This is a genomic window from Halobellus limi (genome assembly GCF_004799685.1).
Classification (GTDB): domain Archaea; phylum Halobacteriota; class Halobacteria; order Halobacteriales; family Haloferacaceae; genus Haloquadratum; species Haloquadratum limi.
The window spans coordinates 364,936-383,095 of the sequence record NZ_CP031312.1 but is presented as its reverse complement, the minus strand read 5'-3'; the positions used below and the strand labels follow the sequence as shown (position 1 = coordinate 383,095).

The window sequence follows — 18,160 nt, the reverse complement described above, 5'->3', positions numbered from 1 at the left end:
TCGCATCCGGTAGGGACCGCTCGATTACGCCCGGGGCGCGTCCGCGAGTTCGGACTCCAGCGAGTCGACCACGTCCGCCAGCGCCCGCGGTATCTCACGGTCGAGCACCGAGCCGTCGATCCGGTACGTCGGGCCCGAGACGCTGAACGCGCCCAGCGCGGTTCCATCGGCCCCGGTCACCACCTTCGCGACGCTTCGAAGACCCTCCGTGTAGTACCGGTCTCCAACGGCGTATCCCCGTTCGTCGATCCGATCCAGTTCCTCGAACAGTTCCGCACGGGACGTGATGGTCTGTGCTGTGAGTGCTGGAAGGCCCCTGTCGTCGACGATCGCCTCGACGCGGTCTCTGGGATACGACGCGAGGATCGCGAGGCCGGACCCGGTCGCGTGCATCGGATAGTAGGTGCCGATGTTCGCCCGATACCGCTTCGTCCCGTCGTCGCTCCCGTACTTCGCCCACTTGTGGTAGGACTCGACGACAGTGATGACCCGGCCGTGGTCGTCGACGACGAAGTCGCACTCCTCTTCGGTCCGCTCGGCCAGTTCCTCGACGGCCTCCTTGACCGCCGAGAACCACGGCCACTGCTCGCGGGCGTACTCGCCGAGATTCAAGAACTTGTAGCCGATGTAGTAGCGCTCGCCGACCTTCCGGAGATACCCCGCTCGTTCGAGCGTCGTGAGGTGCTTGTGCGCCGTGCTCTTGGCGACGTCGTGCGCCTCGACGATCTCGTTCGTCCGTGCGCCGCCGAGTTCGCGGATCGTCGAGAGCATCTCCAGCGACGTCTGCGTCGTTTTCACCGTCGATTCGTTGTCGGTCATCGCTTGCAACACCTCCCCACACTGGCATAAAAATTTCGTATATCCGAACGTCGTGGACCGCACCGTCGGGAAACCCGTCCACACTACGAGTACATTAGTTCGTATCTGCCGCCACCGCTGCACTGTTCTGCTGGACGTGCTCCTGCGTGTGCGACCGTCTTCCTCGATTCCGGCACATCTGATCCACTGATGCGGGAGCCGGGTTTCGGATCGGTGCCACACGCATATTTTCAGAATCAGATATCATAATTAAACGATAACGATGAATAGTGTCGAATTCTCCCGTACTATCCAACGCCAGGCTAGGAAGTTGAAACAAATTCGTTCGGTCGACGGCGTTCCACTCGGGCTCTGCGAGTCAGTTCGAATACTTCGAACTGGACGGTTCCGTAACTGAAGTGAGATAACAAACGTACATATATTAGTTTATCCGCGTCGATCTCGATCGCTTCCGGCGGGTCGGGCCAACGACCACCGGCGTCCCCCCGCGGTTGCGTCGGCATCGAACGCGGCGGCGAGGCCGTCCCACAACTCGTCGGTATGTACGAGTGTGAGGAGGCAACGTGGGTGTTCCGGTCGACAAACGACCTGGTTACTCCGAATGGGTTGGAGACGCCTCGACGTGCGCACCGGCGTCGACCAGCCGGGGCGATGCGATTTCGGTGACGACCGACGAAACCGAACCTGCTCTCCTCGTCACCGTCCCGATCCTCGCTTGAGATCGTGAAAACGCTCGTCGCGGCGGGTCGAGCGGATCTGTGCAGGGTCCCACGTCCGCCTCCAAACTGAAACTCGAATTATAATACTGAACTGATATTCTATAGTATCAGTTGTTTCTCCGCTATCGAACCGGAGCAGACGTGGCCGCGAGAAGTCCGAACGAACCGCGTACCCTGGAGACGTTACGACATTCGTTACGATGCCATCGGAGACTCGTACGACCTCCTCTCGGCCAGGTTCGTAAATAAATACAATCTGACACTCTACTGTCTCGGACAGAGAATTTATCAGAGATAGCGTGAAGCTCTAGGAATCCGGTGCGACTCCTCACCAGCGCTCCGGCAATTCGTCGCCGTGCTCGTCGATGAGTTCGACGAGCGGGCGCAACTCGTCGAACGTCGGCCCCCGTGCCACGGTGTCGGCCTCCGTATCCCAGTCGATGACGTCCCGACCGTCCAGCCGCGGGAGGTGATTGTGACGGAGTTCGACTGCGAGCCGTTCCCGTTCGCGGTCGCTCTCGGAACCGGGTCCGTCTCCGCCCTCCGTCGACGTCTCCGAGATGGTCTCCAGTAACTCCGGCAGGGCGATCCGCGCGTCGCTCCCGAGATCGGACTCACAGAAGGCGCGAAGGAGCCGGTACCGCGTCTCGCTTGCGAGGAGTTCCAGCGCCTCCGCGGTCGACAGTTTCTCACCCCCACTCGCCGGACTCATCGGCCTCTCCCGCGTGAGGCGGGTCGATCCACGGTGCAACGCTCCGTCAGTACCTGTGTCGACTCTCGGGACCGCCGAACTCGTCGGGAATTCATTATATCTGGTAGACACTTCCGTGTGAACCCCCATTAGTAACAGCTGTCTACCCGTTGATATGCGGCCGCGTGAGGTAGTTAGACCCGTCATAACGGAGTCGATGCTCGCGATAGGTGGGCGCGGCACGTCGCCGAGAGGCGACCGGAACGACGCGAAGCCAGGTGTTCGCACCGGCCCCGGACCGCAAGTCGGCGTACGTCACTCGGGCACACGCGTTCGACCGTGAATCACGGGGCGCGCCGTGAAATCGGAACGAAAAAATGACTCGCGTCCCGAGCGGCGGGCAACCGATGAAGGGGACTCACACCGCGGCGAGCCGGTCTCGCGTGCGAGCCTGTGAGCTGGCGCGGCGAACGCGCCGTGACAGGGGATGAAAGAGCGGCCCGAACAGGCGGTCTACAGGTACGACTGGGAGGACGTTCCGCCGTCTGTCGCCGTCGTCGAGGCGCTCAGCGACAGCACCGGTCGCGACTCCACCGATCTCCCGACGTTGAACGACTCGATCGATCCCGACGCCCTCGATGCGCTGTGCTCGGACTCGACGAACGATCGAGAAGCGGTCACAGTGACGTTCGCCTACGCGGACCATACGGTCACGGTTCTCGGGGACGGAGCGGTGGTCCTGGACCGGGATCGGACGGCCCACCGACTCGATCAGTGACGGCTCGTCGTCCCGCCGGGTCACTCACTCCGGAATAAAAACGCCCGCCGGTCCGACGGTCGCGTCGGTTCGTAAAGGGGGTGGGTGGGGGGTCGTCGGACGACGGACGGGAAGAACACGGCTCCACAGACCCTTCGTTAGACTCTCTTTAATGACCGTTTTCGAACGGATTAGATCGCCGCACCGTCGGCCGTACGTTCCGGCATCGACGTCGGTCGACGTATCGAGGGCGGGGACCTGTGCGCTATCGGGGGTGCGCACGTCGGGATTCGCCCGCTCGCACGCGCTCCGGCGGTCGACCGTGTAACGAAGTTGTAAACGCTGCCACACCGCCCGGTATTTCGCATATAACGAAGAGTGCATTGTGATATCGAGAGACGTATGTCCGATCGAAACGCCTCAACGGCGACGACCCGACAGTGTCGGCGGTGTGGATCGGCAGTCAGCAAACAGTTCATCCGGGTCTTCGGTGTCGACAACACCGTTCACGGGTGCCTCAACTGTCTCACCCGAACGCAGTTGGCCATCGGGGAGGCGGCGGTTCGCGGCGACGGAGAGGCGTCGCCCGAGCGGCCTCGATGGCCGACCAGCGACCTCCCGTGATGTGCGGTGGGCCCGTGTCCCCCGGGTGAGAAACGTTGGGAACTGATAGAAATGCCCGTTCGTCGCCGCTCGTGCTGTCGGACCGCGCTGTCTGATACTGAGTGCTCTCGTCTCGTACCGCCGAGCGCCGGCAACGGGAGTGGCCCTCGGCGGTGAAAAGCGAGAGTACTCAGTACGAAGCCACCGACGTGACGGATCGCCTCGCGAACCGCTGTCGAGTTCGTCTGCCCCGCGCTCGTCAGACGGAACGACTCCCGCGGCGGGGGCAGACGAGGGCCGCTGCGGTCCGACAGGATCGGTGCGTGGATACCCACTGACGCCGGGGTAATCGCTCGCAAACCGGCTATAGTTACTGTATAGTAAGGACCCGCACCGCCCTCCTGGCTCGTACGATGCGATTCGAGCACCACGCTATCGACGACTCGCCGCCGTGTGGGCGCCTCTTCATCTGTGAGCCCACCGACCTGACCGGCGACGGGTACCCCGATCTGATCGTCGGGGGGATGGGTGCGGAAGACCTCCCCGTACTCGGAGACCGGAACGTCCCGCTCCTCGGGCGGCTGTTCCGGCGCCTCGAGGACGACCTGTTCTGGTACGAAAACCCCGGTGCGGGTCGGCACGGCGGCGACTCGGAGTGGACGCGACACGCGATCTCCTCGGCGACACATCTCCACGCGCTCGGAGGCACGCTCGGCGACGTCAACGGGAACGGGCGCCTGGACCTGATCGTCGGGCAGGGGTACGGCCACAGCGACATCTACTGGTTCGAACAGCCGACGAACCCGCGGGACCGGTGGAAGAGACACCTGGTCGCGGACGACTTCTCGAAGTACCACGATCTGGCCTTCGGCGACGTCGACAACGACGGCGAGCCCGAGATCGTCGGTCTCTCCCAGGAGAGCGAGACCGTCTTTTATTACGACGTCCCGGCCGACCCCTACCAGTCGCCGTGGCCGAGTGAGCAGCTGACGGTCGTCAGTCGCGGCGTCGACGTCGAAGGGCTCGCGATCGTCGACATCGACGGTGACGGCGACAACGAACTGATCGCCGGAACGGCGATTTACCGCCACGCAGAGGCGACGGACCGACGGGACCAGCAGTCCGGTCAGCCGGTCGAGACCGATGGCGGCGAATCGCCCGGGCTGGCACCGGAGTGGACGCGAGAACACGTCGTCACCGGGTGGGACTGGACCCGCGTCGCCGTCGGCGACCTCGACGACGACGGCGAACTGGAGATCGTGTTCGCCGAGGGCGACTCGCCGATCTACGGGGAACATATGGGTCGAGTCGGGTGGTTCGACCCTCCGGACTGGGAGCCCCACATCCTCGGCGACGACCTGTACTGCCCCCATACGGTGCAGGTCGCCGACTTCGACGGAAACGGCTCTCCCGACGTCTACGTCGCCGAGATGGGCCTCGGAGAGAACGACGAGTCGGCACAGCACATCCGGTTTCACAACCAGGGCGGCGGCGAGTTCAGAGAGGAGATCGTCGAAACGGCGATCCCGACCCACGAGGCGAAAGCCGTCGACGTCGACGGGGACGGCCGGCTCGACGTCGTCGGAAAATCCTTCGAGCCGAACGTCCACGTGGACGTCTGGTACAACCGGGCCTGATCGCGATCGACCGACAGTACAGCTCGCAGGCCTCGGTCACTCGACTACGATCGTTCGGCCGTTCGTATGGACCTCGTCTGGCGGTTTAGTGAACCTCGTTCGGCCGGTCGTAGCAACCCCGGCGTGAACACGCGCCGGTATCGAGACGCGGTCACGACGAAACTTCGGGGGTCTGCCCCCCGAAGTACGGGGTCGAAGATCCATACGCAGAGGCCAGTACCGCAACTGCGGCGGGATGTCCGGGGTCAAGGGACGCTCGCAGACAGCCGCGGTACGGATGTGAGTTCGGCCATACCGATATTTGCTATAAATCATCTAAATTCGATAAGGTTGCCTTATTCTCCCGAATCTCCGTCGGTCAGACGCAGATATTTTCACATTGTCATTCCGTCTCGACGACGGACCACCGACTGACCTCGACGCTGACGGCACCAGCAGTCACCCGGACGGGCGGTCCAAAGCAGCGCCATCGGCTTTGCGAGGACGCCTTCGCCCACGCGATCGCCCGATCGGGCACCACCGATCTCCCGGCGGGACAGATCGACACAGTTTATAATGGGTAGTCGAAAATCCGGGTGAGACAACCAGTATGAATCCGTCCCAAGTGACTCCCCGGGGCGCGGCACCGAACGCCGACGGGTCGACGGTCTATCGGACCCGTCGAGACCCCGACGCGTCTGCAACCGTCTCGGTCGTCAGGGCTGTCGCCGAAGTCGAAGACGTAACACCGGGCGATCTGCCCGTACTGGGAGACGTGATCGATCCGGAGGCGCTCGACGGCGTGTTCGAAGGCGACCAGCGTGTGGGTCGATCGACCGCCCGATTATCGTTCGACTACTGTGGGTACACCGTCACCGTCACCGACGACGTAGTCGCTCTGGACGTCCGGTGAGCCCGTCCTCGAACGGGGACCATCCGCGTCACCGACCGGTCCCCTCCACCCCCGGGTCCGTCGCGGTCGATGGCCGGTTCGGTCCCGGTGAGAAGTAGGAGCCTCTTAACCCGTACCATTCGGTCGGATCCTCTCGTGACGTTCTGTGGGCGCGTCTCAAGGAGCCGCATTACAATACCCGTTCCAGTGTCAGGGGAGGTATGCATAGTTCCTGTCCGATAGCGCGCGCTTGTGAACGGAGCACCGAGGTGACCGGCGACACCGTTCGAATTCGATCGGACCGTACCGTCGGCCTCCAAGTATGACTTCGATCGATCGAGCGGTCGTCCTCGCCGCGGGCGAGGGTCGTCGGACCCGCCCGCTGACTCGGTATCAGCCCAAGCCGATGCTTCGGGTGGCCGGTCGGCCCATACTCGAATACCCGCTGGACGCGCTCGCAGACAACGGGATCGAGTCCGTGGTCCTGGTGGTGGGACACGGGAAAAACCGGATCCAGAACCACTTCGAGAGCAGCTATCGGACGCTGGATCTCACCTACGTCACGCAGTCGACCCAGCTGGGTAGCGGTCACGCGCTCCAGATGGCGGCGGAGTACGCCGGCGAGACGTTTCTCGTCGTCAACGGCGACAACGTCATCGACGCGACGATGGTGCGCGGAACCGTCGACCGATACGCCGAGTCGGACGCCGCGGCCTGTCTCGCCGTCGCGTCCTCGAACCGGACGGGAGAGTACGGGACGGTCGGGATTCGAGACGGGCTCGTCGAACGGATCGACGAGGACGAACACAGCAGCTCCGCGCGCGTGAACACGGGCGTGTACGCGTTCGATCGGACGATATTCGACGCGCTCGAACGGACAGACTTCGTCGACGGCGAGCGACCGCTGACGGGCGCGATCGACGAACTCACGGGGGACGTGGTCGCGGCGACGCCGAACGGCGTCTGGTTCGACCCGTCGTACCCCTGGGACCTCCTCTCGACGAATCGGACCCTCATCTATTCGCACCCGGACCTCGTCGCAGCCGAGGGGCCCGTCGACGACTCCGCCCGGGTGCACGACTCGGCCGTCGTCGGCGAGAACGTCCTGGTCGGTCCCGACTGTAAGGTGTCCGCCGGCGCCGTCGTCCGTGACGGGACGTGTCTCCACGCGAGCACGACCGTGGGGGAGAACACCGTGTTGGAGGGGTCCATCGTCGGCCCCGACTCGCGCGTGGGCGCCAACGCCGTGCTCCGGGACACGATCGTCGGCGGCGGGGCGACGATCGGCGACGGCACCGTCTCGCCGGGACGGTCGGCGACGGTCGTACTCGACGGCATCGAGTACACCGACAAACGGATGGGCGGAATCGTCGCCGACCGCGCGACGGTCGGATCCAACGTCACGATCACGCCCGGGTGTCGAATCGGGCCACGGGGGAACGTCGCCTCCGGCGTCGACCTGGGATACGACGTCGCCGAGGGCGCGGAGGTGCGGGGATAATGTGCGGGATCACCGCACGCGTCGGCCGCGGCGACGCCGTCGACGAACTCGTGTCGGGGCTCCGGAACCTGGAGTACCGCGGGTACGACTCCGCCGGCATCGCCACCGCGAACGCCGACGGGCTGGACGTCATCAAACGCGCCGGCGAGATCGACGCCCTGTGCGACGCCGTCTCGACGGCGTCGATCCGGGGCCGTATCGGCGTCGGTCACACGCGCTGGTCGACCCACGGCCCCCGACGGACGCGAACGCCCACCCGCACACCGACTGCCTGTCGGAGGTCGCCGTCGTTCACAACGGGATCATCGACAACCACGCCGAACTCAAATCCGAGCTCTCGACGCACGAGTTCACCAGCGAGACGGACACAGAGGTCGTTCCACACCTCATCGAGGAGTTCCTCTCTGCGGGCTATTCGCCTGAAAAGGCCTTCAGACGGGCGATCGATCGCATCTCGGGGAGCTACGCGATCGCCGCCGTGTTCGAGGGGAGTGACACCGTGTTCGGCACCCGGAGCGGGTCGCCCCTGGTGCTCGGCCGGTCCGAGGACCGCTTCTACCTCGCCAGCGACGTGCCCGCCTTCCTGGAGTACACCGACGAGGTCGTCTACGTCGAGGACGGCGACGTCGTCACGATGCGTCCGGACGGCTACGCGATCACCGACGGCGACGGAGTCGCGGTCGACCGTCCGGTCGAGACCGTCGAGTGGGACCCGAACGACGCCGGCAAGGGCGGATACGACCACTACATGCTGAAGGAGATCTACGAACAGCCGACCGCGCTGCGGCAGACGATCCGCGGGCGGAGCAACCAGTTGGACGGCCGCGTGGAACTCGAAGAGCTCCCCCCGGGGGCGTTCTCCGACGTGAGATCGGTCCACCTCGTCGCGATGGGGACCTCCTACCACGCGGCGATGTACGCCCAGACCCTGCTCGCCGAGCGCGGGATCACCGCGCAGGCGTTCCTCTCGGGAGAGTACGGCTCGAACCCGCCGCCCGCGGACGACGGGACGCTCGTGATCGCCGTCTCCCAGAGCGGGGAGACGGCCGACACGCTGTCGGCGATCCGGAGCGTCCAGGGAACGGGGGCGCACACGCTCGCCCTGACGAACGTCGTCGGGTCCACGCTCACGCGGGAGTGCGAGGACACGGTGTACATCCGCGCCGGCCCCGAGATCGGCGTCGCGGCCACGAAGTCGTTCTCGGCGCAGGTCGCGACGCTGATACTCCTGAGCGAGCGGCTGAGCCGGGACGTCCGCGGTGGGACCCCGGCCGCAACGGGCGATCTGCTCGACGCGCTTTCGGTGCTCCCCGACGACGTCCAGCGCGTCCTCGACGAATCGACGGCGGAGTCGGTCGCGAAGGCCTACCACGACAGCGAGTCGTACTTCTTCATCGGCCGCGGCATCGGTCATCCCGTCGCACTCGAAGGCGCGCTGAAGTTCAAGGAGATCACGTACGACCACGCCGAGGGGTTCTCCGCCGCGGAGCTGAAACACGGCCCGCTGGCGCTCGTCACCGACCAGACCCCCGTCTTCGCGGTCTTCACCGGGCGAAACGACACGAAGACCCTGCACAACGTCAAGGAGGTGCGCGCCCGGGACGCTCCGGTGGTCGCGGTCGCCGCAGACGGCTACAGAGAGGTCGACGATTACGCCGACCACGTGCTCCGCGTTCCGGACACCCACCACGACGTCGCCGGCATCCTGGCGAACGTCCAGCTCCAGCTCGTCTCGTATCTGGCGGCCGACGAGTTGTCGCGCCCGATCGACAAGCCGCGGAACCTCGCGAAGAGCGTCACCGTCGAGTGAACGTTCGTCTTTCCGTGTGCGACGGTTTCGGTTTCCTGAACGTCCCAACACGGCGTCGCCCGGGCCGAACGCGGCTCCGTGTTGCGACCGGGGCGTCGGTGCGATCGCCCGTCAGGTCGATTCGACCGTCCGTCAATTTGATAACACCTGCGACCGTTGGTGTAAACGGGACCCTGGTCGCGAGATAATAACAACAGCTTGTGTGCCAGCAACTGTGTGCCACGGTCCGGGTCCCGATTTTACTCGGCGAGCGGAGCGAAAGCTCCGGGGCTTGACTCCGAGACGATTCACCGCGCGAGCGACGCTTCTGCCTTCCGCGGAGCGGAATGGAAGTCCCGAGCGACGACTTTCGTCCGGGGCGTTCCCCGAGAAGGTTCCGCCTACTAAACCGGCTGTCGCCCGGACTGCCGCGTATGGAAGCACGACGCGTCCTGATCACCGGCGGGGCCGGGTTCATCGGCGGTGCCCTCGCAGAGGCCTTCCGCTCGGAAACCGACGTTCGAGTCCTCGACGTCGAACCCGGAGAGGCGCTCCCCGGCGACGTCGAACTGATCGAGGGAGACGTCCGCGACCGGGAAGCCGTCGAGAAGGCCACAGAGGGCGTCGACGTGGTCTTTCACGAGGCCGCGCTGGTGAGCGTCGCGGGCTCGATCGACGACCCGGTCGAGAGCCACGCGATCAACGCCACCGGGACGCTTCGGGTGCTGGAGGCCGCGCGCCGACACGACGCCAGGGTCGTCCTCGCGTCGAGCGCGGCGGTCTACGGCGATCCCGAGGGCGTCCCCGTCTCCGAGACCGACCCGCTCGTTCCGACGTCGCCGTACGGGCTGGACAAGTTGGCCGCCGACCACTACGCCCGACTGTATCACGACCTCTACGGGCTGGAGACCGTCGCGCTCCGCTACTTCAACGTGTACGGCCCCGGCCAGACCGGCGGCGACTACGCCGGGGTCATCGAGGTCTTCCTCGAACAGGCCAGAAACGGCGATCCGATCACGGTGCACGGCGACGGCGAACAGACGCGGGACTTCGTCCACGTCGACGACGTCGTTCGGGCGAACCGGCTGGCAGCCGAGACCGACGGCGTCGGGACCGCGTACAACGTCGGAACCGGGTCGTCGACGAGTATCACCCGACTCGCCGAACGCGTCAGGGACGCCGTCGGCAGCGACTCGCCCGTCGTCCACACCGAGGCGCGGGAGGGCGACATCAGACACAGCCGCGCCGACGTCTCCCGGGCCCGAGAGCGTCTCGGATACGAACCGACCGTCGGTCTCGAAGCGGGGCTCGAAACGCTCGTCGACGGGGAGTCGCCGACGGGCTTCTCTGGCGCGGGTAATAGGTGACAAACGGCGCGGTAGTCGAATCGTAACAATGGGCCCCTCGGCGGTACGACGCGCTAGTGACTTCACGGAACCGAACGTCGGTGTCGACTCGGAATCGAACGCCGGTGTCGACGCGGAATCGAACGCCGGTGTCGACCACGTGGATGAGTCGGCACGTCCCCGAACCGATCAGGTAACGCATGTCCGAAGACAACCCGCACGTCGTCGTCGTCTCCCAGCATTACCCACCGGACCGGTCGGGGAACGCCTCCAGGATCCGCGACACGTGTACGCACCTCAGTGAGGAGGCGTGGGACGTCACGGTCCTGGCGCCGCCGCCGGCGTTCCCGCACGGACAGTTTCCCCGGACGTGGACCAGACGGACCTCGAACGAGAGAGACGGGGTCAGGGTCCATCGTCTGTGGGCGTGGCAGCCGACGACGACCGACCCGAGCTTCTGGAGTCGGATGGCGTACTACCTCTTCTTCCCGCTACACGCCCTGCTGTGGCTGCTGGTTCACTACCGGGAGTACGACGCCGTCGTCACGTCATCCCCGCCGATATTCACCGGTCTCGCCGGATTGCCGTTCGGTCTCCTGACGCCGAAACCGTGGGTCGTCGACGTTCGCGACCTCTGGATCGACGCCGCTGTCGGTCTCGATTTCATCACCGACGGCGGGTTCGTCGAGCGGGCGAGCCGCCTGTACGAGCGGGTCGTCCTCCGGACGGCCGACCGGATCACCGTCACGACGACCGTCCTCGGAGAACGGCTCGTCGAACGGTACGGCGTCGACGAGGCGACCGTCCGGCACGTCCCGAACGGCGTCGACACCGACCGGTACCGACCGACGGAGACCGATCCCGCCCCGACGATCGTCTACACCGGCAACGTCGGTCACGCACAGGACCTCGACGCCTGCGTTCGGGCGATGGCGTCGGTCGAGACGCCCGGCGCGACGCTCAAGATCGTCGGCGACGGCGACATCACCGACCGGCTGAAGCGAGTGACCGCCGAGGAGGGACTCGACGACCGCGTGGAGTTCACGGGGCTCGTCCCGAGAGAGACGATTCCCGGCGTTCTTGACGACGCGATGATCGGCGTCGCCCCGCTGAAGCGCGAGGAGACGCTCGAGTATGCGGTTCCGACGAAGGCCTACGAGTATATGTCCTGTGAACTGCCGGTCGTCGCCACCGGTGCCGGCGAGATCGAGACGCTGATCGAGGAGTCCGGCGGCGGCATACACGTGGAGAACGACGCCGACCGGCTGGCGGAGGCGTTCGACTCGTTGCTCACGGACGTCGCCCTCCGCGAGTCGTTGGGGGAGAACGGTCGGGAACATATGGTCGAACACTACGACCGGGCGATCGTCGCCCGGAGGCTGAGCGCGATTCTCGACGAGGTGATCGACCGATGAGTGATCGGGTCGAGACGGTTTCGGACCGGTCGCCGTCCGGTCGGACTGAGAGCGGCCGACGGTCCGATCGATCGGTGACGACCCCGGGCGATTGGCCGTTGGCGTACCACACGCTCCGGAATATGAAACCCGTTCAGATCGCGGGAATCTTCGAACGTCGCCTCCGTCACGCTGTCGTCCCTCGCCTGCCTGTGGACTTCGACGCCCGGTACGAAAAGCGAGTCCCAGACGAACTCTCCATCACGCCGGGGCCGGTCAGTGCCAACCTCACGAGACTCAGAGAGAGTCTAACCGAATCCGAGCGCGCGCGGTATCGCGAGGCCGCGTCCGAGGCGGCCAACGGCCGGTTCACCTTCCTCGACCGGACGATCGACTTCGGGGAGCAGATCGATTGGAACCACGAGCGGATCGACGAGTACCCGCGTCTCTGGCGGCTCAAGCTCGAATCCTTCCAGGGGTTCGAGTGGGTGGCGTTGAGCGAGGAGTCCGCCTCGGCCGTCGACGGTCACCGGGCGGCGCTGGAGCGGCAGGCGCTCGAGTGGGACGCGGCGAACCCGATCGGTGCGGGGCCGTACCTCCGTCGCTCGTGGATCCCCCACGCGGTGTCGCTACGGGTGCTCCACTGGTGTCGATACGCCGCCTGGTGTGCCGACGACGATATCTCCGTCCCCGACCGGCTGCTGCGTATCATTTACAAGAACGCGCTGTTCCTCGAAAACCACGTGGAACACGACATCGGCGGTAACCACCTGATCGAGAACGCCGTCGCACTGGTCGCCGCCGGCGTGCTCTTCGGAGAACACGACACGGGGTGGGAGTCGACGGGACTCGATCTGTTCGAGGAGGCTGCACGGAAGCAGTTCCTCGCCGACGGCAGTCACTTCGAGCGGAGTCCGATGTACCACGTTACGGTGCTTCGCCGATACGCGACGGCGTACGACCTCCTTTCGTCTATCGGGCGCTCGACGACGGGTATCGAGACGGCCGCCGAACGCGCCCTGGGATTCCTCTCTCAACTCGTCGAACCCGCCGGAAGGATCCCGCTTTTGAACGACTCCGTACACGGGGAGGCGATCGAGGCGAGCACGTGTCTCGCGTACTGCCGGGCCTGCTCGTTGACCCCGACGGAGCGCTCACTCCATCACCCCGACGGCGCGGGCTATCGAACGTTCCCCACGGACACGGGGACGCTCCTCTTCGACGTCGGAGACGTCGGCCCACCGCACCTCCCGGCGCACTCACACAACGACCAACTGAGTGTCCTCCTCTGGGTGGACGGCGATCCGGTCCTCGCCGACACCGGCGTCTACGACTACGAAGCGAACGAACGTCGGCAGTACGCACGGAGCGTGGCGGCCCACAACACCGCACAGTACGGCGGGACCGAACCGATTCCGATCGGCGGGAGCTTCCTGATGGGAAAGCGCACGTCCGTTTCGGTCGTCGACGAGGGGCCCGGACGGATCGAAGCTCGGCACATTCGACGCACCGTCGCTGGCCCCTCCTACGAACACCGACGGACGGTCACGACGATCGACTCCGGGTGGGAGATCGTTGATACGGTCACGGGAGATTCCGGCGCGGCGTACACCGTCCGATACCACTTTCATCCGACTGCAGACGTCTGTGAGTCGTCCGACGGCGCCACGGAGTTCGACGTTCGTCGTGACGGCGACTGGATCGCGTCGGTTCGGTTTTCTGGGGCCGATCAGATCCGACTCACCCAAACCCCATACTTCGGGGAGTACGGGCGCGAACAACTCAGGGCGATGATCGCTGTCGAAGCGCCACCGGGTAGCGACGTTCTCACCCGGTTCTCGACCGACGCGATACCAGGCCAAACCTCAACTGCTGAGGAGACGCAGAAGGCGTCGCGAACCACGAGTGAGTAGGGAAGGCGAAGAGCGCGGTCGTTGGACCCGAAAACGGCTCGGGCCGCTCAAATCCCCAGTTCCCGTGCCCGTTGGAAGACCCAGTATCCGAGAACCACGAACCCGCCGCGAGAAACCCATACAGAGAGTCTCCACCATCGCGGATTCGATTCGACGGGCTCGAACAGGAGACAGGCGGAGAGGAACCCGACGAACGCGAGGACGAACACTGATTCTGTCGAGGCCATTCCGAACGAGGCGACGATCGGAACCGAAACGGCGAGCCACCCGGCCTGCGTTGCAACGAACGGTCGAAACGTGTCTACCTCGGACGGTCCTTCTTGTCGCATTCCGAGCAGGGATTTGCTGTAGTCGCTCATCGCGTATCACACATCCGCGGGCAACGGGTCGCCGACGACCGACGAGGAGTTTGTGCGGTGTAGATCCGTGTGCGCCCCAATAGGACGAATCGAAATCGGCCACTCGTCTCGTGTAGTCCGGTCGATGGAGGCATTTCGCTCCCGATAGACGGTGTTCATCGATGAAAGGGAGTTAGCATACAGACCACTTAATTAATGAGACAAAAACGGGTGAGCCGACGGCGACCCCTCTCGTCCCGTGCTGTCGACGGCGATACGCTCGCGCCTTTAGAGTCACTGAACTGTTTTCAATCCGATCGTACGACCGCGTGCGACAGCGAGTGTGACAACTTCCAACTGCCGCGTGAGGACTCCCGGATGCGACGACACGGCCGTGTGACTCGTCGTAGGAGCAGACTAACAAACCCCTCGCAGCACCAGCACCGATTGAAGCGACACTCTACAAGATGAGACAAAAGCGTTGTACGACGACCGACGGTCGCTCGTCTCTCTCACAGCCGAGAGCTCCCTCAATACCGCGTAGCCATAGAGGACCTGTGGAAGGATCGTGGGGTCGTGTCTTCTCGCTCGCGGAGCCCGGACAGACGCCCGAACCGCCGTCTCGTAGGCGGCTCTCCACACGGTTCGACGGACCGTCTCCGATTCAGTCAGGACACCGAGATCACAAACGGAGCGAGACCTCGTGAGACGCATCCCATCGGAGCTGCTCGTGGGTGCAGGGTTCGGAATGGTCGTGATACTAGCGGGTATCATCTTGATGACCCCTCCCGCCAACCAGTACGAGATATCGATCTATCGGGTCTTCCCGTGGTACTTTTGGACGATGTTGGTCGCCTCGACAGTTGTCGGGCAAGTGCTCATTCTTCGGGGCGCGTTTCCCGACGAGAAACCGGGACGGGACTGGCAGTTGGGGCTCTTACTGATACTCCTCTGTAACTCGATTCTCGTCTTCGTACCGTACGTTCGAGGATACACCTACTTCGAGCGGGCAGACGTCCTCACCCACCTGGGGTTCATACAGATCATCCAGAGAACCGGGAGGTTCAGCGGCGAACTCATCTACCCGAACATCCACCAGCTCGTCCTCACCCTCTCGTACGCCACGGGTCTCGAACCGATGCGCGTGATAAACGCCGTATCGGGCGTCATTAGCCTCTTTTCGATGCTCGCGGCTATCGCGTTGGTCGCGACGGTGTACGACAGGCGACGGGCCCTGTTCAGTATCCCGTTCGTCTGTCTGTTGATCGGCGGGACGGCGCACATGAACGCGTCCCCGTTCGCACAGAGTATGTTGATCCTCCCGTTCGTGCTGTATCTGTTCGTCAAAGAACAGCAGACGCACGCGTTCGCGATTCGGCTCGCATTGGCCGTTTCGCTCGTTGCTCTCGTCATCTATCATCCGCTGACGGCGCTGTTCGCGCTGGTATTCTTCACCATATACGCCGTTTTCCAGACGTCGGTAGTCCGCGGTGCACTGCTGTCTTCGGACGCCGCCAGTTCCGCGCTGACCGGATCGGGAACCGTTCGCCGCCTCACACTGGGGGCGTTCGTCGTGTGGTACTACAACTTCGCGGGGATGCTTATCCGAGCGGAGTCGGTTCTGAACACGCTGTTCGGTGCCTCGAACGGCGAGTCTCAACTCGACGCGTACAGTTCCACGGTCTCTCGGACATCTCCCGCGGTGGTCGACCTGCTCAGGATTTTGTTGTTAGAGTACGGGATCTCGATGATTCTACTTGGGGTCAGCGGACTCCACTTCTCGAAGATGCTCGTCAAACGCGCCCGGCGTCGGCTTTCGGTGAGCGTCTTCGAGCTCTCGTTTTCCGCAACCGCGATGGCGTTCGCCGGCGTCTCCGTCCTGTTTCTCCTCTTCGATCTCATCGTCGGGTTCGGTCGACCGCTGATGGCCGCGCGGTATTTCGCCGTGCTCGTCGTCGGCTCGTTTTTCTTCGACCTCTACGAGCGGTTGAACTGGGACCCTAACGTCCCGCGGGCGGTGGTCGTCGTCTTGACGATACTGGTTGTCCTTTCGACCCTCGGGGCTCACCACTCCCCGTTGACGATGCGGACCAACCAGCAGGTGACCGACATGGAACTGGACGGCGCAGGATGGCACCTGACGTACAGCGATATGGACCGCCCGCACGCGGAGTACGGCGTCGACCTCTATCGGTTCGAGGACGCGCTGATCGGATTCCACTCGGACAACGTCACGAAGGATCCCGATCCACCGCCGGATCACTTCGGATACGCCGACGGCGAGACTCTGGGTGCCGAGTACAACGAGAGCCACTACCTAGTGATCACGTCTGCCGGGCGTCAGTTCTACCCGGAAGTCTGGCCGGATTACCGTCAGTTCTGGCGGTACACGGCCGAGGACTTCGATCGACTCGAGACCGACCCGACCGTCGCGCAGGTGTACGCCAACGGCGGGTACGATACGTATCTCGTCAACGAGACGATCACTCCCGCCTGATCGGAGCGACGTAAAATGCTCGCACCCGTTAGAGACGGGGTAACAATCAGTTCTCCGGGGGACTCTCGAACAACAATGATCTGTGGGGGACACCACCGGAACCGGACAGCCGATCGACGTCGTCCGCGCGAGCAACTTCGGAGAACGGACCGCGATCCAACTCGCGGGCCGAGTCGGGTATGAGCCGAAATCACGCTTCGGGAGGGACGTTCGCCACCTGGCTGGACCTCGTGGTAACCGTCGTGCTGGCACTTCTCACGACCGTCCCGGTCCTGATCACGGGGGGACTGGGTCCCGTAGAACTACTGCGAGTTCCGCTCGGATTCGTATTCGTGTTCTTCCTGCCGGGCTACGCGATCCAGTCGGCGCTGTACCCCGCCAGTAGCCTCGACGCGCACGACCAGTTCTCTGCGCGGATGGAGACCGGAGAAACGAAGCACGGGCCCACCCCGTTGGAGCGGCTCGTTCTATCGGTCGGACTGAGCCTCGTCACCGTTCCACTCGTCGGCCTCGTCTGGAACTTCACCCCGTGGGGAATCGCGATCCAGCAGGTGCTCGGGAGCCTCGCCGGGATCGTCGTCGTTGCAGTGGTCGTCGGCGCGTATCGGCGGGCCAAACTCGGACCCGAGGACCGTTTTCATCTCCCGCTGGAACGGATACGGACGGAGAACTGGCCGTCACTCGACGGGGGGACAACTCGCGAGAAGCAGATCAACATCGCAGTCGCGCTCCTCGTCGTTTTCGCGGTCGTGTCCGTGGGAACGGCGATCGCGACGCCCAAGGACGGCGAGGAATACACCGAACTGTATCTGCTGACCGAAGACCCCGAATCCGGGGCGCTGACCGCTAGTGAGTACCCCAGGACGCTCTCCCCCGGCGAGCCACGGGACGTCCACGTCGGCATCGGTAATCACGAGACTCACCCGGCTACGTACACGGTAGTCGTGAAACTCCAGAAATTCGAGACGGTCACCGGCGAACGAAACGTCGTCGAGGAGACGGAACTCGATCGGTTCAGTGCGACAATCGAATCCGGACAGACCGAGCGGATTCCGCGAACGATCACGCCCGACGCGAGCGTGACCGGGCAGAACCTTCGGCTGGTGTTTCTCCTGTACGAGGGCACGCCCGCTCCCGATCCGTCCGTCTCGAACGCGTACCGGGAGGTCCATCTCTGGGTGACCGTGTCACCGTAGAATGGCGAGGACTTCCCGAACGTCGAAGCCGTCAGTCCTCATCCCGCCGCTCGGCGGGTAACCGGTATCTAACAACGGAAGACGCACCG

Annotated in this window: 12 protein-coding genes and 1 pseudogene; 11 read left to right on the top strand and 2 right to left on the bottom strand. The window is 64.3% G+C overall.

What is annotated here, in order from left to right; all coding sequences use genetic code 11:
• Positions 1 to 24: 24 nt before the first annotated feature.
• Positions 25 to 819 carry an IclR family transcriptional regulator gene (locus tag DV707_RS16290; RefSeq protein WP_103992466.1) on the bottom strand — a complete coding sequence of 265 codons (795 nt, stop codon included), beginning with the start codon at positions 817 to 819 and terminating at the stop codon, positions 25 to 27.
• Between the two features lie 1,047 nt (positions 820 to 1,866).
• Positions 1,867 to 2,250, bottom strand: a complete 384-nt coding sequence (locus tag DV707_RS19055; protein WP_200820923.1) for a DUF7344 domain-containing protein — start codon at positions 2,248 to 2,250, stop codon at positions 1,867 to 1,869.
• 466 nt (positions 2,251 to 2,716) lie between these two features.
• Here DV707_RS19055 and DV707_RS16280 point away from each other — a divergent pair, with 466 nt between their 5' ends.
• The 11 genes and pseudogenes from DV707_RS16280 to DV707_RS16225 all read left to right on the top strand — a co-directional run bounded on the left by DV707_RS16280 (position 2,717) and on the right by DV707_RS16225 (position 18,071).
• The gene (locus DV707_RS16280; protein WP_103992465.1) at positions 2,717 to 3,007 is read left to right on the top strand and encodes a HalOD1 output domain-containing protein; all 291 of its coding nucleotides are present in this window, start codon (positions 2,717 to 2,719) and stop codon (positions 3,005 to 3,007) included.
• 381 nt (positions 3,008 to 3,388) lie between these two features.
• Complete coding sequence (locus tag DV707_RS16275; protein ID WP_103992464.1) at positions 3,389 to 3,610, top strand: DUF7563 family protein; 222 nt, start codon at positions 3,389 to 3,391, stop codon at positions 3,608 to 3,610.
• Positions 3,611 to 4,002: 392 nt separating this feature from the next.
• On the top strand, positions 4,003 to 5,226 hold the full coding sequence (locus DV707_RS16270; RefSeq protein ID WP_103992463.1) for an FG-GAP repeat domain-containing protein: 1,224 nt from the start codon (positions 4,003 to 4,005) through the stop codon (positions 5,224 to 5,226).
• Positions 5,227 to 5,815: 589 nt separating this feature from the next.
• Positions 5,816 to 6,118 (top strand): HalOD1 output domain-containing protein, encoded by a 303-nt coding sequence (locus DV707_RS16265; protein WP_160113949.1) that lies wholly within the window; start codon positions 5,816 to 5,818, stop codon positions 6,116 to 6,118.
• Between the two features lie 301 nt (positions 6,119 to 6,419).
• The gene (locus tag DV707_RS16260) at positions 6,420 to 7,598 is read left to right on the top strand and encodes a sugar phosphate nucleotidyltransferase (protein ID WP_103992462.1); all 1,179 of its coding nucleotides are present in this window, start codon (positions 6,420 to 6,422) and stop codon (positions 7,596 to 7,598) included.
• Positions 7,598 to 9,408, top strand: a pseudogene (glmS, locus tag DV707_RS16255) (glutamine--fructose-6-phosphate transaminase (isomerizing)). The gene DV707_RS16260 and the pseudogene glmS overlap by 1 nt, the downstream one beginning before the upstream one ends.
• Before the next feature lie 413 nt (positions 9,409 to 9,821).
• A complete protein-coding gene (locus DV707_RS16250; RefSeq protein ID WP_103992460.1) occupies positions 9,822 to 10,754 on the top strand; it encodes an NAD-dependent epimerase/dehydratase family protein in 933 nt (310 codons plus the stop codon).
• A gap of 179 nt (positions 10,755 to 10,933) precedes the next feature.
• Complete coding sequence (locus DV707_RS16245; RefSeq protein WP_103992459.1) at positions 10,934 to 12,148, top strand: glycosyltransferase family 4 protein; 1,215 nt, start codon at positions 10,934 to 10,936, stop codon at positions 12,146 to 12,148.
• Positions 12,145 to 14,040, top strand: a complete 1,896-nt coding sequence (locus tag DV707_RS16240; protein ID WP_103992458.1) for an alginate lyase family protein — start codon at positions 12,145 to 12,147, stop codon at positions 14,038 to 14,040. Before DV707_RS16245 ends, DV707_RS16240 begins: the two co-directional genes overlap by 4 nt.
• 1,116 nt (positions 14,041 to 15,156) lie before the next feature.
• Positions 15,157 to 16,875 (top strand): hypothetical protein, encoded by a 1,719-nt coding sequence (locus DV707_RS16230; RefSeq protein ID WP_136361910.1) that lies wholly within the window; start codon positions 15,157 to 15,159, stop codon positions 16,873 to 16,875.
• A 179-nt stretch (positions 16,876 to 17,054) separates the two neighbouring features.
• Complete coding sequence (locus DV707_RS16225; protein WP_103992455.1) at positions 17,055 to 18,071, top strand: DUF1616 domain-containing protein; 1,017 nt, start codon at positions 17,055 to 17,057, stop codon at positions 18,069 to 18,071.
• Positions 18,072 to 18,160 lie beyond the last annotated feature (89 nt).